Raw genomic sequence first — 22,115 nt, forward strand, 5'->3', positions numbered from 1 at the left:
CGCAAATGCGGGTATTGGATCCACGCTGCTTGAGCATAGCCCGGCTCTTGACGATTCGCCGAGTGCTTGACGTCAAATCGCCATCTAACAGTGAAATCGTCTAATCTGTGGTTCAGGCTCAGGGAGTTCCGGACGTTTCCTTGATTTTGCCGGAAGAATCAATGTCCCAGTGTGAGATGAGGTAGTGCCATGGATGAGCAACCTGCGATGATTTCGGACTATAGACCCAAGGTGCTGCTCGTCGACGATGAGGAGTCCATCCTCAACAGCCTGCGCCGCTTGCTGCGCAGCCAGCCCTACGACGTACTGTCGGCCAACAGTGGCGCACAGGCCCTGGAGATGATGGCGCAGCAGTCGATTGACCTGGTCATGACCGATGCGCGCATGGCGGGTATGGATGGCGCCACCTTGCTGACGGAAATTCATCGACGTCATCCCTCGACCACGCGTATTTTGCTGACCGGCTACGCCGATCTGGCGATGATCATCAAAGCGATCAATGAAGGCCAGATCCATCGTTATATCAGCAAGCCCTGGAACGACGAAGAAATGCTGCTGACGTTGCGCCAGTCCCTGGCCCATCAGCATTCCGAGCGTGAACGCCAGCGTCTTGAACAGTTGACCCGGCAGCAGAACGAGCAACTGAAATTGCTCAATACCACGCTGGAGAAGCGCGTCCTCGCGCGAACCGCAGAACTGCAGCAAACGGCCGACATGCTCGACCTGGCCTACGAAGAGCTCAAGCACAGTTACGTCACGGGCACCGAAGTGTTCTCGCTGTTGACCAATCTGCGTTTGCCAAAGGCCAAGCAGACCAATCGGCAGATCATCGAACTGGTGCGCGTCTATTGCCAATCCCATCACCTGGACGAGGCCAGCAGTCGTGATCTGACCATGGCCGCGGCACTCTATAACATCGGCAAACTGAGCTGGAGCGACAGTATGATAACTGCGCCCGCCGACTTGCTGGATCACACCGATCGAGAGCGTTATCGAGACTATCCCAAGCAAAGCGAATCGCTGCTGATGACCCTGGAACCCATGAAGGATGCGGCCCGCTTGATCCTCCACCATCAGGAGCGCTGGGATGGCAGCGGGTTTCCCGATCACCTCAAGGGCGAGGCGATTCCTTTGGGGGCGCGGCTGCTGAAACTGGCGATCGACTTTATCGAATTGCAGCGCGGGCTGATTCTCGAGCGACAGATGAACAGCGATGAAGCGTTGGTGTTCATCCGCAAGTACGCCGGCAAACTGTACGATCCGGAAATGGTGGAGGATTTCGTGCAAGTCTGCGCAGCGTACTTGAGCGATGTCACTGTCGGCGATCCATTGGTCAAGGTCCTGGGCACCCACGATCTGGCGCCTGGAATGGTGCTGGCGCGCAACCTCAATGCCGATAACGGCATGTTGCTGCTCAATGCCGGCAAGACATTGAACGGGCCACTGGTGGATAAGTTGATTGCCTTTGAAGAGATGGAGGGTGCCAAGTACAGCGTTTTTGTGAAAGTGCCGGAGGAGGTGGAGCTTCTGGAATCGGCAAGCTGAAGGATGACAGCGACGAATGGGCACGCTCCCTCAATTGCCGGTGAACGGAAACTCATGGGATCCTTGGGCTTTTGCATTCGAGGCCATTTTCCCTCCATGATTTTTCCATCAGCCGCACCCAACCCCTCCATCATCCGCATCGCTGCCGGGCTGTTGATCGGTCCGGACGGTCGAACCCTGCTGGTGCGTAAACGCGGGACCCAGGCCTTCATGCAGCCCGGTGGCAAGATCGAAACCCATGAGCAGCCGGTCGTGGCGCTGGCTCGAGAGCTGGAAGAAGAACTCGGCTTGCGTATCGACATCGCTCAAGCGAGCTATCTTGGAATTTTCTCGGCCCCGGCCGCCAACGAACCGGGGTTTGTGGTGCAGGCTGAGTTGTTCCAGTTGAACATCGATGCACCGATGGCGCCGGCCGCGGAGATCGAAGAGGTGGTCTGGATCGATCCGGTCAGCGATGGCGGTCTGGTGCTGGCGCCGTTGACACGGGACCTGATCCTGCCGTTTTATCGAGCATCGCAAACAACGATCGCCTGATCTTCAAAGGACAAAGGACTGCTCGATGATACCCGTTCAAGATTTATTGCTGTTCGCCGCCGCCGCACTGCTGATGGTGCTGACGCCAGGGCCGAACATGATCTACCTGATTTCCCGATCGATCTGTCAGGGTCGCAAGGCCGGCGTCACCTCGTTGCTGGGTGTCGTGGCGGGTTTCTTCGTGCATCTGTTCGCCGCCGCAGCGGGTTTGACGGCGGTTTTTCTCGCCGTGCCCATGGCCTATGAAGTGCTCAAATGGGCGGGCGCGCTGTACCTGCTGTGGCTGGCCTGGCAAGCGCTGAAGCCTGGGGCTCGCTCGCCATTCGAGGCTCAACAACTGCCGCCTGACTCTTCCAGAAAACTGATCCTGATGGGCTTTCTCACCAGCGCGCTGAACCCGAAAATCGCGGTGTTTTATCTGTCGGTGTTTCCGCAGTTCATCAACCCCGAACATGGCTCGGTGTTCACCCAGAGCATCCTCCTCGGCCTGACCCAGATCGGCGTGAGCTTTTCAGTCAACCTGCTGATCGCGCTGTTCGCCGCCGGGATTGCTGCGTGGTTCGTGCATAACCCGCTGTGGCTGGCGGTTCAGCGCTATTTCATGGGCTTTGTGCTGGCCGCGCTTGCGGTGCGTCTGATGCTTGAGCAACGTCGTGGTGCTTGATCGAGAAACAGCCCGCATGAGCCATGCGCCAGCTTGAAGACGCTATGACCATTCAACGCCTCAACCCGCACCATGCCAGCCAGTATCGGGCGCTGATGCTTGAAGCCTGCGGGCTGCATCCCGAGGCGTTCACCTCCAGCGTCGCCGAGCGTGCAGGAATGCCGTTGGCCTGGTGGGAGTCACGCTTGGCCAGCCCGCTGGATCTGCTGCTCGGAGCGTTTGAGGGCGACAGCCTGGTGGGCATCGTTGGACTGGCCTTCGAACCCCGCGAAAAAGCCCGGCACAAGGCCACGCTGTTTGGCATGTACGTATCAGCCGGGTCTCGCCATGGGGGGCTGGGTTATCGACTGGTGCAAACCGCCCTCGCCGAGGCGCGGACCCATAAAGGCTTGAAGCTGATCCAGTTGACCGTCACCGCTGGCAATGACGCGGCACTTGCCCTGTATCAACGCTGCGGTTTCGTGCAGTTCGGCCTTGAACCACTGGCAGTAAGGGTAGGGGTGGAGTACCTCGACAAGATCCATATGTGGCGGGAGTTGGGGCTGGAGTAATACACCAATGTGGCGAGGGGGCTTGCCCCCTCGCCACAACTCTTCAGCGCACCGCACTCACCCCATCCAGGGTCGAGAACGAGGTGTCTTTGGCCGTCAGCAGGAAGTCGCGCATGTACGGCGCATCCAGCATGTCGGCGCGAATCCCGGCGTACAGCGTCGCAAACAAACCTTTCTCGCCCAGGCGCTTGGCCTTCACGTAACCCCGTGAACTGTATTCATGCAGCGCCCAGTGGGGCATGCCGCATACGCCACGGCCGCTGGCCACCAGTTGCATCATCATGACCGTCAGTTCCGAGGTGCGCACTTGCGCCGGTTCGATATCCGCCGGTTCCAGGAAGCGGGTGAAGATGTCCAGCCGATCCCGTTCCACCGGGTAGGTGATCAGGGTTTCGCTGAGCAAATCATCCGGCACAATGTATGGCTTGCTCGCCAGTCGATGCTGATTGGCCACCGCAAGCATCGCTTCGTACGTGAACAGCGGCACGTAAGTAATGCCCGCCAGTTCCAGCGGATCGGAGGTCACCACCAGATCCAGATCGCCCCGGGCCAGGGCCGGCAGTGGAGCGAAGGAGAATCCCGAGGCCAGGTCCAGCTCGACCTCCGGCCAGGCATCGCGGAACTGGTCGATGGTCGGCATCAGCCATTGGAAGCAGCTGTGGCACTCAATAGCCATATGCAGACGCCCGGCGGTGCCGCCGGCCAACCGCGTGATATCTCGCTCGGCGCCGCGCAGCAGCGGCAAGGTAGCGTCGGCCAGCTGTAACAGACGCAGCCCGGCGCTGGTAAAGCGCACCGGTTTGGTCTTGCGCACGAACAGTTGCATGCCCATGCGCTCTTCCAGCTCCTTGAACTGGTGGGACAATGCGGACTGGGTCAGGTGCAAGCGCTCGGCGGCTTCCACCAGGCTGTCTGCTTCGCGCAAGGCGTGCAGGGTCTTCAGGTGACGGATTTCCAGCACCGGGGGCCTCCATGAGGAAAACTTGTGATCAACACGAAAAGGTTGAGTTTGTCTCATGTAGCCTGGAGTGTCGACAATAGCGCCATCTTTTATGGAGGAATGTCGTCATGGCCCTGGCCCACAACCTTGGTTTCCCGCGTATCGGCGCCGACCGCGAACTTAAAAAAGCCCTCGAGTCCTACTGGAAAGGCGACCTTGACCAGAGCGCCCTGCAAGCCGTTGGCCGTGAATTGCGAGCCAGACACTGGCAATTGCAGAAAGACGCCGGCATCGATTTGCTGCCAGTCGGCGACTTCGCCTGGTACGACCAGGTGCTGAGCCACTCGCTGACCTTCGGTGTGATCCCCGAGCGTTTCGACAGTGCCAGGGATGCCCGTGGCCTGCCGACTCTCGACACCCTGTTCGCCATGGCTCGCGGCGCCACGGCAACCTGCTGCGGCGGCGAGCATGCCAAGGCGCAATACGCTCAGGAACTGACCAAGTGGTTCGACACCAACTACCACTACCTGGTCCCGGAATTCAGCGTTGATCAGCGATTCAAACTGAGCTGGGAACAGCTGTTCGAGGAGGTCGACGAAGCGCTGGCGCTGGGTCACAAGGTCAAACCGGTGATCATCGGTCCGCTGACCTACTTGTGGCTGGGCAAGGCCAAAGGCAACGACTTCGACAAGCTCGAACTGCTGGAACGGCTGCTGCCGATCTACGGCGAAATCCTCGGTCGCCTCGCGGCCCAAGGCGTGGAGTGGGTGCAGATCGACGAACCGATCCTCAGTCTCGACCTGCCCCAGGAATGGAAAAACGCTTTCGAACGCGCCTACCACATCCTGCAGTACTCGCCGCTGAAGAAACTCGTGGCGACCTATTTCGGCGGTCTGGAAGACAACCTCGGACTGGCTGTCGGCCTGCCGGTGGACGGCTTGCACGTCGACGCGGTGCGTGCTCCGGAGCAGCTGGCTGCGGTACTCGACCGCCTGCCGACCTACAAAGTACTCTCGGTGGGCCTGGTCAACGGCCGCAACGTCTGGCGCTGCGAACTGGAACAGGCGCTGGAACAACTGAAGACTGCGCAAGAGCGCTTCGGCGACAACCTCTGGGTCGCCGGTTCCTGCTCGCTGCTGCACAGCCCGGTGGACCTGGGCCGCGAAGACAAACTCGATGCCGAATTGAAAAGCTGGCTGGCCTTTGCCGTGCAAAAGTGTGGCGAAATCGCCGTGTTGCGTGATGCCTTGAACAATCCGCAAGCTCCAGCAGTGCAGGCGGCATTGGCTCAAAGCCGTGCAATACAGGCCAGCCGCAGCCAGTCGTCGCGGATTCACAAAGCCGATGTCCAGGCACGCATTGCCGCCATCGGCGCCGCCGACAGCCAGCGCCAATCTTCGTTCGCCCACCGCATCGAGGTGCAGCGCGCTCGTCTGCAACTGCCGGCGTTCCCGACCACCACCATCGGTTCGTTCCCGCAGACCGCGTCGATTCGTCTGGCTCGCCAGGCCTTCAAGCAGGGCAAACTGTCGGCCAACGACTACACCGACGCCATGCACAGCGAGATCCGCCACGCCGTGCAAATCCAGGAACGCCTGGGGCTGGACGTGCTGGTGCATGGTGAAGCCGAGCGCAACGACATGGTCGAGTACTTCGCCGAGCAACTCGATGGCTACCTCTTCACCCGTTTCGGCTGGGTCCAGAGTTACGGTTCGCGTTGTGTGAAACCGGCGATTATCTTCGGCGACCTGAGTCGTCCGAACGCCATGACCGTGGACTGGATTCAGTACGCCCAGAGCCTGACCGACAAGATCATGAAAGGCATGCTGACCGGCCCGGTGACCATGCTGATGTGGTCTTTCCCGCGCGAAGATGTCTCGCGCAAAGTTCAGGCGCAACAACTGGCGCTGGCATTGCGTGACGAAGTGGTCGACCTGGAACAGGCCGGAATCAAGATCGTCCAGATCGACGAAGCGGCCTTCCGCGAAGGCCTGCCGCTACGCCGCGCGCAATGGCAGGAGTACCTGGACTGGGCGGTGGAAGCGTTCCGCCTGACCGCGTCCGGGGTGCGTGATGAAACCCAGATCCACACTCACATGTGCTACAGCGAGTTCAACGACGTGATCAAGTCCATCGCGGCCATGGACGCCGATGTGATCACCATCGAAACCTCGCGTTCGGACATGGAACTGCTCGAGGCCTTCGAGGCGTTCGATTACCCGAATGACATCGGCCCGGGGGTCTACGACATCCACTCGCCACGGGTGCCGGACACCGTAGAGATGGTCAAATTGATGACCAAGGCGGTCAAACGCATCCCGGCCGAACGGCTGTGGGTCAACCCGGACTGCGGCCTGAAAACCCGGGGCTGGCCGGAAACCGAGGCGGCACTGGTGAATATGGTGGCGGCGGCGCGACAGTTGCGCAGTCAGTTGGCGTAAAGCAGCCCGAAACAACAAACCCGCCACCTTCGAGAGAGGAGGGCGGGTTTTGTTTTGGGGGCAACAGCAGGATTTGTGTTCGCCGTGATGCCCCCATCGTCGGAACGCCGCCCGGAGCAAGCTCGCGATGAACGAAAACGCGGCTCCGACCTGTTCAGCCAAATTAGCGACCACTCGGCGATCTTCATCAAACTGTCACACAACTGTGGCAGCGCGATTGCTCAAAGTTCATCAGACTCGCGCTCTACTGGGGTTCTGCGTTTCGGTGTTTCTTCATGCGGGTACGATTTTTTTCAACTGCAGTTTTTCTGGTCGTGCTGCTGTTCGGCCAATCGTCGTTTGCGGCATCGCGTTGCGATGTCAACGTGCCGACCCAGCGGGTCGATCTGGAACAGGTGAGCCTGGCTTACCAGAGCATTGGCCGTGCTTCGGACCCGGCGTTACTGCTGGTGATGGGCCTGGGCGGGCAGTTGATCCATTGGCCGGACGAGGTGGTGGTTGCGTTATGTCAGCAGGGCTTTCGGGTCATTCGCTATGACAACCGGGATGTCGGGCTCTCCACCTGGCGTCAGGCGCCCGTCGACGCCAACCTGACCTTTGAGGTGTTGCGCTACAAACTCGGTTTGCCGGTGTCGGCACCCTATACCCTGACGGACATGGCCGATGATGCCCTGGGCTTGATGGATGCCTTGCAGGTGCAACGGTTTCACGTGCTGGGCGCGAGCATGGGCGGGATGATTGCCCAGCACATGGCGGCCATGGCGCCGCAACGGGTGGAAAGCCTGACCTTGATCATGACCAGCTCCGGCGCAGAGGGCTTGCCCGCGCCGAACGCGGCATTGGTGCAATTGCTCTCACGGCGCAGTGCAGCGAATCGCGAGGTGGCGCTTGAACAGCAGGCGGATCTGCTGGCGGCGCTGGGCAGCCCGCAGGTGGTGGATGATCGTCAGGAACTGCTGCGCGAGGCGCAGGTTTCCTATGACCGGGCATTCAACCCCGAAGGCGTGAAGCGCCAGATCATGGCGATCCTCGCCGAACCGAGCCGGGTGACGCTGCTCAATCAGTTACAGGTGCCGACCCTGGTGGTGCATGGCACCGCCGACCCGCTGTTGCCGGTGATGCATGGCGTGCATCTGGCGGCGCATATCCAGGGCAGTCAGTTGAAGCTGATTCCCGGCCTGGCCCATCGCTTTCAGGAGGCGTTCAAGGCGCCGTTGCTCGGGACGGTGTTGCCGTACCTGCAGAGCCATCGCGAAGATGCTTCGCATTGGGCGCAGATTGATCCGGTGGCTGGGCCAAATCTGTTGTAAGGCCTGCGGGGATTTTGTGGCGATAGTTCCAGGTTTGTGTGGGCCTGCTCACTGCACAATCTTGTTCACATGAATCCCCAGCTTCTTCAACCGATACCAGAAGCTGCGCTCGGAGATGCCGATTCGCTGCGCAGCGGCAGCCTGGACGCCATTGCTTTGTTGCAGGGCGGCAAGGATGCAGGCCTTCTCGACTTCGGCCAGTGCGGCGTCGAGGTCCGGCGGAACGTTGCACCCTTCGCTGAGCATCGTGCTGGCGCCGCTGGCGGCGGATTGTGAGGCGAACAGATAGGCCGGCAGGTCGTTGTCTTCGATAATATCGCCAGTGGCCACGATGGTCGCGCGCTCCACGCAGTTTTGCAGTTCGCGGATGTTCCCCGGCCACGTGTAATTTGCCATCGCCTGGAGGGCCTGCGGGGTGAAGCCGGTGATGCGTTTGCCAGCGTTGGCTCCCAAGGTGTGGGCAAAACGTCGGGCCAGCGGCGCGATATCTTCGACCCGTTCACGCAGGGCGGGGAGGGGGATCGGGAACACGTTCAGACGGTAATACAGGTCTTCACGAAACTCCTTGTTGGCCACGGCTTCCAGCAGGTTCTTGTTAGTGGCAGCGATGACCCGCACATCGACCTTGCGTTCGCGCGGGTCACCCACCGGCTCGATCACCCGTTCCTGCAATGCCCGCAGAATCTTCGCCTGTAAGGCCAGTGGCATGTCGCCGACTTCATCGAGAAACAGTGTGCCCTTGTCAGCCTGCATGAAACGCCCGACCCGATCGGCCACCGCACCCGTAAAGGCGCCTTTGCGATGACCGAACATTTCGCTTTCCAGCAGGCCGTCGGGAATCGCCGCGCAGTTGACCGCCACAAAAGGTTTGTCGGCGCGATTGCCGTGTTTGTGGATAGCCCGGGCGACCATTTCCTTGCCGGTGCCGCTTTCGCCGGTGAGCAGGATGGTGGCGTTGCTTTCGCGCACTGAGTCCACCGCTTGCAGCACCCGGCGAAAGGTCGGGCTGTCACCCACCAGGCTGTCGATCTGCTGGTGTCGGTCGAGCTCGGCGCGCATGCGCTGGTTGTCTTTGAGGATGTCGCGAAACTGCAGGGCCTTGCTGACGGTGATTTCCAGTTCGTCAATATCGAACGGCTTGGCGATGTAGTCGAAGGCGCCATTGCGCATCGACTGCACGGCGTTTTTCACCGTGCTGTAGGCGGTCATGACAATCACCGGCAGCTGTGGGAAACGCACTTTTATTTCCGCCAGCAACTGCGGTCCATCCATGCCAGGCATGCGCCAGTCGCTGATCACCAGGTCGATGTCTTCTTGTTCGAGCACCGTCAGGGCGTGCAGGCCATTACCGGCAGTGAACACTTCAATGTCGCTCTGGCTCAGGGCTGAAGACAGGAGATCGCAGAGCTTGGGCTCATCGTCGACCAGCAGTACGTTATGCGTCATCTGCGCCTCCACTGTTGGCTGGAATGTATAGGTTGAAGGTGGCGCCGGCATCTTTCTCGCTGACGCATTCAATGCGTCCCTCGTGGTTCTCCATGATTGAGAAGACCTTGGCCAGGCCCAGCCCGGTACCGGTGGCCTTGGTGGTGACGAATGGGGTGAAGATGCGTTCGATCATGTCAGGTTCGATACCGTGACCAGTATCGCAAACCCTAATGATGGTGTTTTCCTGGTCTTGGGCAATACCCAGGGTCAAACGCCCTCCCTTGGGCATGGCGTCGATGGCGTTGAGGATCAGGTTCAGGCAGGCCTGCTTGAACTGCGGCGCGTCGGCGTAGACCGTCGCACCAGGAGCCTGATCGTCTATCCGCGCATCGATGTTGTGGATGGACAGTTCCGGTGCGCAGAAGCCGATGAGCTCTTCGACCAATGGCTGCACAGGGTGGGTCGAGCGTATGGGGGTGCCGGGCTTGGCAAAGACGAGGAAGTCGGTGATCAGGTCGTTGATCCGGCTGACTTCGTTGACCACGTATTCCAGGTGGCGTTTGTCGGTCTCGGGCAGGTCGGTGCGGCGGTGCAGCAACTGGGTGGCGGTTTTGATGATACCTAGCGGGTTGCGGATCTCATGGGCCAGCCCCATGGCTACCTCGCCCAGTGCATGCATGCGATCGCGACGCCGCAGTTGCGCCTCCAGATGCTGCAGCTCGCCAAGGCGTTCGGTCATATGGTTGAAGGTGCTGCTCAGCTCGGCAAGTTCGTCGCTGCCAGTGGTTGGCACTCGTTGCCGATAATCACCGGCGATCACCGCTTGCACCCCTCTTGAGAGGCCGCGCAATGGGAGGGTCAGGCGCTGTGAAACCAGCCAGCCGACGCACAGCGACAAGGCCGAACTCAGCAGGAAGATCAACAGGAACAGATTGGTCTGGTTGACCAGACCGAACAAGCTGTTATGGCGCAGTAAACCACTGAAAATGACCCCCTGTACCTCCCCGTTGCCGCTGATGATGGGTCGATAAATTCCGCTGTAGCGATTGGTGAATTGCTCGATGGGCTCTTTGGCCTGACGCAGGACCTGGGCGATTTTTCCGGGGAGTTGAACCGGATGATTTTCGAAGTTCTGGCTGGAGAAAATTTCGGAAAATGTATCGGATCTGGACAGATAAAGGCGCAGATCCAGGGAATGGACGTCCGCCACGCTGGTCAGGAAGCTCCTGTCGAGGTAGGTTGCGATCAACATTTGATAGTCGATGCCGTCCAGCGTCGTGCGGATGGTTGAAACAACCGTGCCGGTGGCTACACCTGCTACTTGAATGGTCTGAAGTGCGACCTCGGGCTTGGCGCTGATTTGTCCGACGATTTCATCGGAAGCGGTGCTGAACACGACTTTTTGATCGCTGATTCGGATCAGCGCCGCCACATCAATGTCCATGGCCTGGGCGATGTCGGCAGCCAGTTTGTCGTGCATGACGGCCGCGCGGTCGGTAGGTGCCCGGATAACGCGCAGGAGCAGCTTTGCGACCCGCGCGTTATCGCGCTGAATCTCGCTGATCTCATCTTCGACGATCCTGGTCGACTCCTGCAGCCAGATGCGCACGTTGTCATCGAAAATCTGTGACAGGGTGGCGGCCGCCAGCTTGGCGGCAATCATGGTCGGGATCACACTGACCAACCAGAATGCCAGCACTAGCTTGCGCTGCAGGCTCCAACGCGAGATGGCGAAGGGGCGAGGGGTACGGCGGTCATTTCTGATCATCTGGTTTCGCTTATAGCAGTAGCCATGGCAGGGTCGAATCGGTCTGGACGGATCAACAGTTTGAGCAGCTTCAAGGCACCGTTTACCAGACGGTTGCGATGCTGGAAGTACAGTGTATTGCCCTGAAATTCACATCCCAGACGCAGCTTGCTGGCATAACCGGCCTGGCCGCATTCGTAGCGCGGGATGCTGTGCTGGATACAGTAGTCGACGTTGGTCAGCCAGCTACGCACATACAGATTGTGCCCAAGGGTGTGTTTGACGTCATGGGCGAAGATTTTGTCGATCAATCGATGCCGGTCCACTAACAGCAGATTGAATGCCACCAACTCACCCTCGATCCAGTACAGGGTGCACACTGCACGTTCATCGAGCTGTTCGAGGATCCCGGTGAAGTAATCCGACGGTAGTCGTTCGAACTGCAAATGGCTGCGCGCCAGAGTCGCTTCGTACAGTTGCATGGCGGCCGGTAGCACATCGTCGATGGAGCGTCGCCATTCAATGTGCGGCCCCGGTGCGCGAAGTTTGCGACGCAGGTCTTTGCGAGTGGATTTGCCCAGCGATCCCAGGTAGGCATCGACCGAGCCGAACGGCAGCGGCAGGACCGCACTCGGCAAACCGGGCATGCCTTGCAACCCGGCTTCACGACAACAGTCCGCCCACTGCGAATCATCGCTGGGGACATCCTTGACCGCCAGCAGGCCGACCCCCAGGCTGTCCGCATCGCTGCGTGCCAAAACCAGTAGACGCGTGAGTATCGCCTGGCGCCGGGTGTGGCTGATATGCCTGGCGATACCGACGTGGCATTGCTCCGCCACCGGTGAGCCAATGGCGTACAGCAGCACTTCCAGCAGACCCGGAAGCCAGCGACCGAACCATTCGCTGAGGCGTTTACCAAGGCCTTGAATGGTGGTGTCGAGTCGATAGCGAGTGACGAACGCTGGCACTACGGCGATCAGGGTCGGGCCCTCGAATAACGCCAGATAGCGCCATTGGAATCCGGCAATACCGGCCCGTTCCACCGCCAGGAGATAATCCCAATCCTCCAGCTCGCCCGGAAAACAGTCATTCCAGGCACTGCGCTCGATGGCCTGAATGGTTGAAAAGGTCTGGGAGGTGATCACGTTGCGTCCTTGGGGTCATGCATGTCGTCGGTAGTCTTCACGTACGTGGATAGCCGGTGCCAGTTGCTCGATGAAGTTGGCACTTAACTCCACCACCTGGTGGTATTGCAGGTCAACGGTGATCATGTGATAACAGTTGTCCAGCAGGACTTTGCACACCGGACCGCCGAGTTTGCGTTCCACGTAGTCGGCGTTCCAGCGGCTGGTAATGTCGTCCTCGCGGGCATGCAGCACCAGCGCCGGAGTGGTCACCGATGGCATGCGCCGCTTGACCACCGCGATCAACCGATGCAGTTCGCGCACGCTGGTGCCCGACATGGTCAGCAGCCCGGCACTGGCGCTTTTTCCGGCCTTCATCTGGCGTTCGACGATCGCCCTCAAGCGCCCGTCCTTGATACCGTAAGGCGACTTTTCGTTGAAACGACACAAGTGCACGCCGAACGGAATCGCCATGACCAGATGACTCAATTTGGCGACTTTCGGCATGTTCCAGCCGTCGTAACGCAGGGTCGTGGAATACAGCAGCAAACCGGCGATTTGCCCGGGATGTTCGGCGGCCATGTGCATGGACATCACTGCACCCATGGACAGCCCGCCGACGAATACCTGAGAGTGCCGCTGACGGATGCCGACAAAGGTCTTGCGCGCGCTTTCGTACCAGTCTTGCCAGCGAGTGGCTTGCAGATCGGCATTGTCACCGCAGTGCCCGGCCAGGGTTGGTACGTACACCTTGCACCCCCTCTTGGCCAAGCCTCGGGCTACTCGACGTAACTCCGTCGGGGTGCCGGTCAGGCCGTGGATCAACAACACCGCTACCTCACCACTGCCGAGAACGAAACCGGTACGGCCTTCGCCCATGTCGATCTTGTCTGCTTTTGAAAGAGGCTCGCTCATCGTTTCATGGCTCGAGAAAGCAGGCGATCGAGCAGAGCGATAGCGAGATCGATTTCCGGGTAGCTGATTTCCAGGGACGGTGCCAGGGTGATGACGTTTTTGTAGTAACCGCCCACGTCGAGGATTAGACCCAGACGTTTGCCGTCGATGTCGATGTCGCCCTTCATGCCTTCTTCGACCATGAAGTCCAGAGTCGCCTTGTCCGGGGTGAAGCCATCCGGGCCGCAGATTTCCGCGCGCAAGGCCAGGCCCAGGCCGTCGACATCGCCGATGATCGGGTAACGTTTCTGCAGGTCCTTGAGGCCTTCGAGGAAGTACTTGCCCTTGTTCATGACCATTGCGCCGTAGTCGACTTCGCTGGTCATCTTGAACATCTCCAGACCCACGGCCGTGCCCAACGGGTTGGAGGCGAAGGTGGAGTGGGTCGAACCAGGCGGGAAGACTTTCGGGTTGATCAGTTCTTCACGGGCCCAGATGCCGCCCAGTGGGTTGAGGCCGTTGGTCAGTGCTTTGCCGAAAACGATCACGTCCGGTTTGACGTCGAAATGCTCGATCGACCACAGCTTGCCGGTGCGATAGAAACCCATCTGGATTTCGTCGACCACCATCAGAATGCCGTGCTGATCCAGCACATGCTTGAGTTCGCTGTAGAAGTTCATCGGTGGAATCACGTAGCCGCCGGTGCCCTGGATAGCTTCGACGTAAAATGCCGCGTATTCGCACTGAGCGGTTTTCGGGTCCCAGACACCGTTGTATTCAGTCTCGAACAACCGGGCGAATTGCTGCACGCAATGGCTGCCGTACTCTTCCTTGGTCATGCCTTTCGGGCCACGGAAGTGGTATGGAAACGGGATGAAATTGGCGCGCTCGCCGAAGTGGCCGTAGCGGCGGCGATAACGGTAGCTGGAGGTGATCGACGAGGCGCCGAGGGTCCGGCCGTGATAGCCGCCTTCGAAGGCGAACATCAGGCTTTTGCCGTTGGTGGCGTTGCGCACGACTTTCAGCGAGTCCTCGATGGACTGCGAGCCGCCGACATTGAAGTGCACGCGACCGTCGAGGCCGAACTTCTTCTTCGCATCGATCGCGATCATTTCCGATAGCTCGATCTTGCCTTTGTGCAGGTACTGGCTGGCGATCTGCGGCAGGGTATCGATCTGCTGTTTCAGCGCATTGTTCAGGCGCGGGTTGGCGTAACCGAAATTGACCGCCGAGTACCACATCTGCAAGTCGAGGTAGGCCTGGTCGCTGGTGTCCCAGACGTACGAGCCTTCGCAGTGACTGAAAATCCGTGGCGGTTCGATGTAGTGAACGGTATCGCCATAGGAGCAGTACTTAGCTTCTTTTTCCAGAAGGATCTGGTCTTGTGCGCTAGCGATTCGAATATCAGACATGTTGGAAGGATTCCTGTTTTTCTACAAAGTGTTCAAGCGAGAAGGGGGTCGTGTTGGCGGCGCTGCTGCTTGGCAGTTTTGCCAGCAGCGCAGGGAGTTCGCAAAAGGTGTCGAAGTGGGCGTAGGCGATCCCGTTGCGTTGGCAATGCTCGGCCAGGCGATCCCTGGCGAAGACGAAATCGGCGGTGGAAGCCACGCACATATCGGATTGACCGTCACCGATCACCAGCACGCGTTTGCCCTTGGGTGTGGACTTGCATTTGCAGTTGCCGGAAGCGGCGCGGCAGGCGTCGCTTGAATACGGGAAGTCGATGCGCCAGCTGTTGTGATCGACCTGCCGCAGGCGGTTGGCGAGGATCGGCAACAGGCTCACATAGTGGCGCGCCAGAATCCTTGCGATGCCTTGCTCGATGCCGTCGCTGACCACTTCGATGGAGGCGCCGAGGCCCACCACGTGGTCAACGAAGTCGGGGAAATCGACGTCGATGTCGACACTGTCGAAAAAGCCCAGCAGTTTGGCGGGTGAGGCCTTGACCAGCGACAACTGCCGGCTCAGGCATTCGCGGGAGCCGATATGGCCGGCCCGCCACTGCTCTTCGATGCTTTCCCAGCTCGGGTCGGCGAAGCGTTGGAGGATGCTGTCGATCACGTCGGTGCGGGAGATGGTCCCGTCGAAATCACACACGATATGCCAGTCAATCATCTGCATTTACCTATTGGGCAGGGAGCGCGCTATTGCGCATGCCAAGGTGTAGAGCAGGGACTGTGCCAAGTGACTGTGGCCCGCGGCTGACGGACTTGCGGCGGTAACGGATGTGCAGGAAGCTACAATTTTTGTAGGTCGCTACAAAGAAGATGAGTGCTTGCGCGAGCAGACACGTTCAGGGATTGATGCGCGCAGATTCAGCCAAGGAATGTGTTTCATGCGCAGATTTACAAACGCCCTGTTGACCACTGGACTGCTGTGTTTCAACACCGCAGCGGTGGCCGTGGGCATCACTGGCGAGGTCGGTCTCGGTATCAGTTATCAGCCCCATGACCCGACCGCAAGCCGTTATGAATCGGTGCCAGTGCCCTACCTCGATCTGGACTGGGGCGATGTCAGCCTCAGCACCGAGGATGGTTTGACCTGGGATGCTTTCAAGGCCAAGGGATTGAGCGCAGGTCCGTTCATCAACTATCTGCAGGGCCGAAGTAGCAAGGGCACGCTACGAGGCCTGCGGGATGTGCCGGATATGACTGAAGTGGGCGGATTCATCCAGTACAGCCCACAAGACTTCTGGCGAGTGTTTGCTCAAATCGGGCAGGCTGTCGGCGGTCGGAGTGGCCAGGGTGGGGTGCTCGGACGCCTCGGCGGTGAATTGGGTTATCCGTTGGGCGCGGGAATTATCGGTAGCAGCACCCTCACCGCACACTTCGCCGATGGTCGTCAGACCCGGACCTTCTTTGGCGTCAGCGTTCGCGAAGCACAGGCTTCGGGGATCCGTGAATACAACGCTGGCGGCGGTTTGCGAAACCTGAAGCTGACCCAAAGTTTTGAATTTCCTCTGGCGCAGCGTTGGTCACTGCTGGCCAGTGCCAGCTGGGTTCACCTGACCGGATCGGCGGCGCACAGCAGCATCGTCAAAGAGCGGGGCGATGTGAACCAGGGCGAGGTACAGACCGCGATCAGCTACAAATTCTGATGCTCCTTTTCCGGACTGATGCCCAATAGGACCGTCTTGCCCCCGGTGGAATGCTGCTTGGGCACCAGTCCAATCGAGGCCGCATAGTTTCGCCCACATTTGAACTGCTTACCGTCGCCCGGTTCAGCCGCCTGGCACTCGACTTCCTTGTCCAGCGCTTTGACCTGCCTGTCCAGGTAATTGAAGTGGTGAAAGCTTAGTGGGCGTTCACCGGGTGGGACGGGGGTAACCATTTCATTAATGACTACCTAAAACTTGCGGGGCGGGCCTGTCCGTGAAGACGACTTGATACTCAAAACGAGTCTTGGCCAGTATTCAAGTATGAAGTTCTGCTTACGCTTTTTTCCCCTCCGCCAACAACGCAATCCCGCCAATGATCACCGCCACACCCATCCAGTGCAGCAGGCTGATCTGTTCGCCCAATCCCAGCCAGGAACCGAGCAAAACCACCACAAACACCAGCGAACTCAATGGGAAAGCCAGGGACAGGCTGCTGCGACGCAGGATCAGCATCCAGACGAAGAACGCAGCGAAGTAACAGGCGATGGCCAGCAGCACACCCGGGTTGACGGCCACCGCCAGCAGCCATTGGATGCTGAACGCCATTTGCCCTAGTTGATCGCCGCCGACTTTGGTCGCGATTTGCCCGGCGCTTTCAAAACCGATCAACAACACCCAGAGCACAATAGTGCCCAGGCGTCCGTGGAGCCAATCCAGTGGGATAATACGGGTCATTGTGTTGTTCCTTTCGATCATGGATTGAGCCTCAGGCCCCGGCGATTCCGACCAGCATCACGCCCAGGGTAATCACCAGAGTGCCGAGCCAGCGACGCAGGCTGACGGTCTCCCCAAGGATCACTTTGCCGGCAAACACCACGCCGCAATAGCCCAGTGCTCCTGCCGGAAACACCAGGCTCAGCGGTGCGCGGGACAGTGCTTCGAGCCAGACGAAAAACTCGATGACATAAGCGCCGACGCCGCACCAGAGAAGCGGCGCGTTGAACACTTGGCCCCAGAAGGCATTCAGCCGGAAACCGCCTTCGAGCGCAGGCAAGCGGTCAAGGCCGAGCTTGAAGCAGAGCTGGCCGATGACATCCAGGACAATGGAAAACGCCACCAGCAAAATAACAGTCAGGGTCACGGAAACAACTCCTCGAACAGCGTGATCAATGCTTGATTGGTCACCGAGTTGCGCAGCAAATCCGCTTTGCTCCAGCGTTCGGCGGGTGGCTGATCGGACTTGGCTTCCCAGCGTTTGAAGGCATTGCTGAAGGCAGGAACCGCGAACTCGCCACAGACATCGATGCCGATGATCCTTTTACCGGCGGCCAGTGTGCGCAGGGCCTGGAGCAGGTGCGTCAGGCGCATGCCGCCCTGATCCCAGTTGGTTGCGGCGTCTTCGCTGGCGAGCACGTCTTTGTCGATGGTGATCCAGATCGCCTCGGTGGGCAGGCTATGGATCAGTTGGGCGAGGAAGTCAGTCCAATCCAGGCCAGCCAGGTTGCGCCAGTGCAGTAGGTTCTCTTGCTGCCGATGGCCGGCGCCGTCACCGACCTGGCCCCAGACTCTGGAAGGCGGGTGCTGCCAGGGGAACAGCTGCAGATCACCGCGTCTCAGCGCCCTGAGGTTGCCGCCCTTGAGCTGTGGATTTTGCAGGTCATCGCTGCATGGGCCGAGGGTTACGATGCGTTTGATGTTTGGCAGTTTCAACGCGCGGTTGACCCACGAACCGCAATGTCGACGCGGTGCGAAGTGCATCCAGTCAGGGTGGTTGTCGAAGTGAATCAGGCTTACCGCCTCCGGCACGTCCTCGAGAAAGGCCGGGGTAAGGTGGTGGTAATCGCCGGATCCGACGAAGAAAATTTTTGGCTGCGGGCTGCTGTCTTTAAGCCATAGGTACAGGCGTTCGGAAAAGTGTCGGTAGTTTTTTTCGCTGGACCACAAACGCAGCTTCTGACCGAGGTCGAGCAGGTCCAGGCGCCTGGCGCAGCCGTTTTCAAGCAAGCGCGCAATGGGCGCCTGAGCGGTCAGACTATGGTCGAGATCTAGAATATTCAAGGCTTGGATGCTCCCTTGGCAGTCCCTCCCAGACACCCGCTTCATCGATCATGAATGCAGGCCGAGGGGGCTTTGGGGAGTAAATGCAAGGGATGGGCCAGCCTGCAATCCGCAAGGAGGCGCGCTAGACTTTGCGCCACTCAGCGTTAGTGTGACGGCCAAGTCATGCGTGAAAGCGAACCCAAACCGTCACCAACACCGTCGCCGCCATCAACCACGCCACAGCGGCAACTACCAGCGACAGCTCCAGACGCAAACGGTCCACCATCACGTACAAGGTCGCCAGATAAACGAAGTAGGGAATGATCGACCACATGCCAAACACGATGGTGGTCTTCAGGTCGTCCAGCGAGCGGCCCTTGCCGACGATGTAGTGGGCGATCAGCGCAAAGGTCGGAAACAGCGGCACCAGACCGGCGATGTAATAGTTTCTGGTTTTCGCCAGGGCGGCCAGAATGACCACCACGGCGGCGCCCAATGCAGCTTTCAACAATAAATCCACACGCTTCTCGCAGGCACAGGGTTAGTGATTCAAGCCGTATTTCTTGACCTTGTCGAACAGCGTGGTTTTGGCCATGCCCAGTTCCAGGCTGGCCTGGGTCAGGTTGCCGCCACTGCGCTGCAAGGCATCGTTGAGCAGGTTGCGCTCGAATGCCTCGACCGCTTCGGCAAAACCCAAGCCCTGACTGGCATTGCTGCCGGATTTTTTGAAGGCTGGCAGGCCGAGGGCAAAACGCTCGGCGACGTTGCGCAATTCACGCACGTTGCCCGGCCAGTCATGGCTCATCAGGTTCGACAGGGTCTGGTTGTCCAGTTCCGGCGCGGTGCGGTCAAAGCGCAGGGAGGATTGCTGCAGGAAGTGTTCGAACAATTGCAGGATGTCTTCACGGCGTTCGCGCAGCGGTGGCAGTTCCAGGGTTACCACGTTCAGTCGGTAATAGAGGTCGCTGCGGAACTGGCTGGCTTTACTCAACTCATCCAGATCGGATTTGGTCGCGGCAATCACCCGGCAGTCGACGGCCACGCTCTGGTTCGAGCCGAGGCGTTCCAGGGTTCTTTCCTGCAAGACCCGCAACAGTTTGATCTGCAGGTTCAGCGGCATGCTTTCCACTTCATCGAGGAACAGCGTACCGCCATGGGCGTGTTCGATTTTGCCGACTCGTCGCTTGCCGGCACCGGTAAAGGCATTGGCTTCATGGCCGAAAATTTCGCTCTCGAACAGGTTTTCCGGCAGGCCGCCGCAGTTCAGCGCGACGAATTGCGCGGACTGACGCCGACTGAAATCATGCAGGCAACGCGCGACCAGTTCCTTGCCGGTGCCGGTCTCGCCTTCGATCAGTACGTTGGCTGAAGTGTCGGCGACGTTGGCGATCAGTTCACGCAGGTTTTGCATGGCCGGCGAGCGCCCGATGATCCGGCCTTCCAGCGAGTCGCGCTCGGCCAGCTGTCGACGCAGGGACCAGACCTCGCGGGCCAGGCTGCGTTGCTCCAGGGCGCGCCGGGCGACGTCCACCAGACGCTCGGGAGAGAAGGGTTTCTCCATGAAGTCATAGGCGCCTTTTTGCATGGCCCCGACCGCCATGGAAATATCGCCGTGGCCGGTGATCAACACCACCGGCAAGCTGCGGTCACGGGCCTTGAGGCGGGTCAACAGCTCCAGGCCATCGATGCCCGGCAAGCGAATGTCGCTGATGACGATCCCGGCGAAGTTATCGCCGACTTGCGCCAGGGCTTCCTCGGCGCTGCCGACACCCACGCAGGGGATATCTTCCAGGGTCAGGGCTTGCTGGCAGCCGAGCAGGACATGGGGATCGTCTTCGACGATCAGCACGGTGAGGTCGGTGTTCATAGCGGCTCGACTTGAGTAGGGCTTACCAACGGTAAACTGAGGACGAAGGCGGTACCACCGCTGGCCGGGTGTTCGACGCCCAGATTACCGCCAGTGGCCGCGGCCAGGCTGGCGGATAGTGTCAGGCCAAGCCCCAGCCCTTGTTCGCCGGGTTTGGTGGTGAAGAAGGGTTCGAACAAATGTTTGCGCGTCTCGGTGTCGATGCCGTGGCCGTTATCGCGCACCCGCAGGCAGTATTTGCCGTCGATGGTTTCGCCTTCCAGCCACAACTCGGGCAATGGTTGCGCCTGCATGGCGTCCAGGGCGTTGCCGATCAGGTTGACCAGAATTTGTTCCAGGCGGGTTTGATCGATCTGCACCTGCACGTCACTGAAATCGCGATGCAGTTGCAGCTGGCTACTCTCCAGGCGACTGCCGAGCAGCTGCAAGGCGGCGTCGACGGCCTTGCCGAGGCTGGCCTGGCCCTGGTCATCGCCGCGGCGGGCAAAGGAGCGCAAGCTGGCGGTGATGCGGCCCATACGATCGATCAGCTCGTTGATGGTCTTGAGGTTGGCACTGGCGGTGTCCAGCGCGCCGCGCTCAAGAAAGCGCACGGTATTGCCCGACAGCGTGCGCAGGGCCGCCAGCGGCTGGTTCAGTTCGTGGGCGATGCTGGTGGACATCTGGCCGATGGCCGCCAACTTGCCGGCCTGCACCAGTTCATCCTGGGCTCGGCGCAAGGTTTCTTCGGCTTGCCGACGTTCGCGAATCTGCCCCTTGAGCCGTTCGTTGCTGGCGCGCAGGTCGGCCGTGCGGTCGGCGATCTTGCGTTCCAGCTGATTGTTGGCTTCTTGCAGGGCTTCACGGGCGGCGAGGCGGGTGGCGATGACCTTGCGCCGTTCGTTCCAGGCAATCAGCAAAAACGCCACCAGGGCAAACGCCACTGCCACCAGGATGCCCTGATTGATGGCTTCGCGACGCAGATCCTGCAGGGGCGTCAGCAGGGTGAAGTTCCACGGTGTATCACTCAGCGGCCGGGTCTGCGACAGGTAGCTGATTGCCTGTTCGTCCGACTCCAGTTCGGTGTTGGCCGGAAAGGTCAGCTTCTCCACGCCTTCGGCCAGGTGTTCGCGGGCCAGCGGTTGCAGTTCGTTGAGTGGGAACCAGTAATACTGCAGGCTGCGCGCCAGGCGCTCCTTGGTTTCTTCGCTGAGCGGGCGGACCGCCTTGAGTCGTCGCGCCGGGTCGCTGGAAAGGATGATGATGCCGTTCTCGTCACTGACGAAGGCCTCCAGACGCGCCCGTTGCCAGCGTTCTTCCATGGCTTCGAGGCGCACTTTGACCACCGCGACGCCGATGATCTTGCCTTGTTCTTCCAGGCCGTGGGCCAGGTAGTAACCGGGTTCGCCACTGGTGCTGCCGATCCCATAGAAGCGCCCAGGCTGACCGCGCACGGCGTTCTGGAAATAGGCGCGGAAGGACAGGTCCTCACCCAGATAGCTGTCGAAGTCGCGCCAGTTACTGGTGGCCATGACCCGGCCGGTGGTATCCATCACGTAGATGGCCCGACTGCGGCTGCGCCGGTTCAGGCCTTCGAGGTAATCATTGACCGTCTGCCGGTGTTCCGGGGACGGGTCGGCCAGCAGCTTCGAGACACTGGATTCAAGTTCCAGCAGGCTGGGCAGGTAGGTGTATTTGCTGATTTCGCTTTCGACAGCGCGGGCGTGCAGTTCCAGCTGTCGCTCGCCGTTCTCGCTGAGGACGCGGATACCGTAGTGTTCACTGATCCAGAAGCCGAGATAACCCAGACCGATCATCAGCGCGATGACCAGTGGCGGCAGGAACAGATGGCGAATCAGGCGGGGTTTCACGGCAAGTGATGGCGGCGCGGCGCGATAGAGAGTGGGGTCGCATTTCATCACAGATGCCTTGGGTCAACCACAACTACAAGCTC

At 59.8% G+C, this 22,115-nt stretch carries 20 protein-coding genes and 1 pseudogene; 7 read left to right on the forward strand and 14 right to left on the reverse strand.

Translation table 11 applies throughout. From position 1 onward, the window contains the following. Positions 1-189: 189 nt before the first annotated feature. The 4 genes from nosR (at position 190) to AC3IUA_RS05990 (ending at position 3,294) form a co-directional block, all read left to right on the forward strand. A complete protein-coding gene (gene nosR, locus AC3IUA_RS05975; protein ID WP_489359587.1) occupies positions 190-1,545 on the forward strand; it encodes a response regulator c-di-GMP phosphodiesterase, NosR family in 1,356 nt (451 codons plus the stop codon). A gap of 96 nt (positions 1,546-1,641) precedes the next feature. Beyond that, positions 1,642-2,079 carry an NUDIX hydrolase gene (locus tag AC3IUA_RS05980; protein WP_489359588.1) on the forward strand — a complete coding sequence of 146 codons (438 nt, stop codon included), beginning with the start codon at positions 1,642-1,644 and terminating at the stop codon, positions 2,077-2,079. Positions 2,080-2,104: 25 nt separating this feature from the next. Then, positions 2,105-2,743 carry a LysE family translocator gene (locus AC3IUA_RS05985; RefSeq protein ID WP_489359589.1) on the forward strand — a complete coding sequence of 213 codons (639 nt, stop codon included), beginning with the start codon at positions 2,105-2,107 and terminating at the stop codon, positions 2,741-2,743. A 44-nt stretch (positions 2,744-2,787) separates the two neighbouring features. Then, on the forward strand, positions 2,788-3,294 hold the full coding sequence (locus AC3IUA_RS05990) for a GNAT family N-acetyltransferase (protein ID WP_489359590.1): 507 nt from the start codon (positions 2,788-2,790) through the stop codon (positions 3,292-3,294). Between the two features lie 43 nt (positions 3,295-3,337). Here the strand turns inward: AC3IUA_RS05990 and metR are convergent, their stop codons facing one another. Further along, positions 3,338-4,255 carry a transcriptional regulator MetR gene (metR, locus tag AC3IUA_RS05995; RefSeq protein WP_489359591.1) on the reverse strand — a complete coding sequence of 306 codons (918 nt, stop codon included), beginning with the start codon at positions 4,253-4,255 and terminating at the stop codon, positions 3,338-3,340. Between the two features lie 107 nt (positions 4,256-4,362). Between metR and metE the strand changes: the two genes are divergently transcribed. Together metE and AC3IUA_RS06005 are read left to right on the forward strand one after the other, a co-directional pair. After that, positions 4,363-6,675, forward strand: coding sequence for a 5-methyltetrahydropteroyltriglutamate--homocysteine S-methyltransferase (metE, locus tag AC3IUA_RS06000; RefSeq protein ID WP_489359592.1), 2,313 nt, complete (start codon positions 4,363-4,365; stop codon positions 6,673-6,675). 275 nt (positions 6,676-6,950) lie between these two features. Then, positions 6,951-7,985 (forward strand): alpha/beta fold hydrolase, encoded by a 1,035-nt coding sequence (locus AC3IUA_RS06005; RefSeq protein ID WP_489359593.1) that lies wholly within the window; start codon positions 6,951-6,953, stop codon positions 7,983-7,985. Positions 7,986-8,033: 48 nt separating this feature from the next. On the opposite strand, the gene AC3IUA_RS06010 is transcribed toward AC3IUA_RS06005, so the two are convergent. From AC3IUA_RS06010 to AC3IUA_RS06035, 6 genes are read right to left on the reverse strand one after another with little or no spacing between them, the layout of a single operon-like run. Beyond that, positions 8,034-9,431 (reverse strand): sigma-54-dependent transcriptional regulator, encoded by a 1,398-nt coding sequence (locus AC3IUA_RS06010; RefSeq protein ID WP_489359594.1) that lies wholly within the window; start codon positions 9,429-9,431, stop codon positions 8,034-8,036. Further along, positions 9,421-11,181, reverse strand: coding sequence for a sensor histidine kinase (locus AC3IUA_RS06015; protein WP_489359595.1), 1,761 nt, complete (start codon positions 11,179-11,181; stop codon positions 9,421-9,423). Before AC3IUA_RS06015 ends, AC3IUA_RS06010 begins: the two co-directional genes overlap by 11 nt. Beyond that, entirely contained in the window at positions 11,178-12,305 is a 1,128-nt protein-coding gene (locus tag AC3IUA_RS06020; RefSeq protein WP_489359596.1) for a GNAT family N-acetyltransferase, read from the reverse strand. Before AC3IUA_RS06020 ends, AC3IUA_RS06015 begins: the two co-directional genes overlap by 4 nt. Positions 12,306-12,320: 15 nt before the next feature. Then, positions 12,321-13,199, reverse strand: a complete 879-nt coding sequence (locus AC3IUA_RS06025) for an alpha/beta hydrolase (protein WP_489359597.1) — start codon at positions 13,197-13,199, stop codon at positions 12,321-12,323. Continuing rightward, positions 13,196-14,590 (reverse strand): aspartate aminotransferase family protein, encoded by a 1,395-nt coding sequence (locus AC3IUA_RS06030; protein ID WP_489359598.1) that lies wholly within the window; start codon positions 14,588-14,590, stop codon positions 13,196-13,198. Before AC3IUA_RS06030 ends, AC3IUA_RS06025 begins: the two co-directional genes overlap by 4 nt. Further along, complete coding sequence (locus AC3IUA_RS06035) at positions 14,583-15,293, reverse strand: HAD-IB family phosphatase (RefSeq protein WP_489359599.1); 711 nt, start codon at positions 15,291-15,293, stop codon at positions 14,583-14,585. Before AC3IUA_RS06035 ends, AC3IUA_RS06030 begins: the two co-directional genes overlap by 8 nt. A gap of 220 nt (positions 15,294-15,513) precedes the next feature. On the opposite strand from AC3IUA_RS06035, the gene AC3IUA_RS06040 reads away from it, so the two are divergent. Beyond that, positions 15,514-16,275 carry a MipA/OmpV family protein gene (locus AC3IUA_RS06040; RefSeq protein ID WP_489359600.1) on the forward strand — a complete coding sequence of 254 codons (762 nt, stop codon included), beginning with the start codon at positions 15,514-15,516 and terminating at the stop codon, positions 16,273-16,275. Positions 16,276-16,289: 14 nt separating this feature from the next. Here the strand turns inward: AC3IUA_RS06040 and AC3IUA_RS06045 are convergent. The 7 genes and pseudogenes from AC3IUA_RS06045 to aauS form a co-directional block, all read right to left on the reverse strand. Beyond that, a pseudogene (locus AC3IUA_RS06045) lies at positions 16,290-16,403 on the reverse strand (IS110 family transposase); the annotation flags it as partial. Between the two features lie 205 nt (positions 16,404-16,608). Continuing rightward, the gene (locus AC3IUA_RS06050) at positions 16,609-17,010 is read right to left on the reverse strand and encodes an EamA family transporter (RefSeq protein WP_489359601.1); all 402 of its coding nucleotides are present in this window, start codon (positions 17,008-17,010) and stop codon (positions 16,609-16,611) included. Positions 17,011-17,041: 31 nt separating this feature from the next. Next, positions 17,042-17,416, reverse strand: coding sequence for an EamA family transporter (locus tag AC3IUA_RS06055; RefSeq protein ID WP_489359602.1), 375 nt, complete (start codon positions 17,414-17,416; stop codon positions 17,042-17,044). Then, positions 17,413-18,333: an arginase family protein gene (locus AC3IUA_RS06060; protein ID WP_489359603.1), complete on the reverse strand. Its 921-nt coding sequence runs from the start codon at positions 18,331-18,333 to the stop codon at positions 17,413-17,415. The genes AC3IUA_RS06055 and AC3IUA_RS06060 overlap by 4 nt, the downstream gene beginning before the upstream one ends. A gap of 163 nt (positions 18,334-18,496) precedes the next feature. Then, positions 18,497-18,826 (reverse strand): GlpM family protein, encoded by a 330-nt coding sequence (locus tag AC3IUA_RS06065; protein WP_489362248.1) that lies wholly within the window; start codon positions 18,824-18,826, stop codon positions 18,497-18,499. Positions 18,827-18,856: 30 nt separating this feature from the next. Beyond that, positions 18,857-20,182, reverse strand: coding sequence for a two-component response regulator AauR (aauR, locus tag AC3IUA_RS06070; protein WP_489359604.1), 1,326 nt, complete (start codon positions 20,180-20,182; stop codon positions 18,857-18,859). Continuing rightward, the gene (gene aauS, locus AC3IUA_RS06075) at positions 20,179-22,080 is read right to left on the reverse strand and encodes a two-component sensor histidine kinase AauS (RefSeq protein ID WP_489359605.1); all 1,902 of its coding nucleotides are present in this window, start codon (positions 22,078-22,080) and stop codon (positions 20,179-20,181) included. The genes aauR and aauS overlap by 4 nt, the downstream gene beginning before the upstream one ends. Positions 22,081-22,115 lie beyond the last annotated feature (35 nt).

The sequence above is a fragment of the Pseudomonas sp. KH_050 genome, from assembly GCF_057838875.1.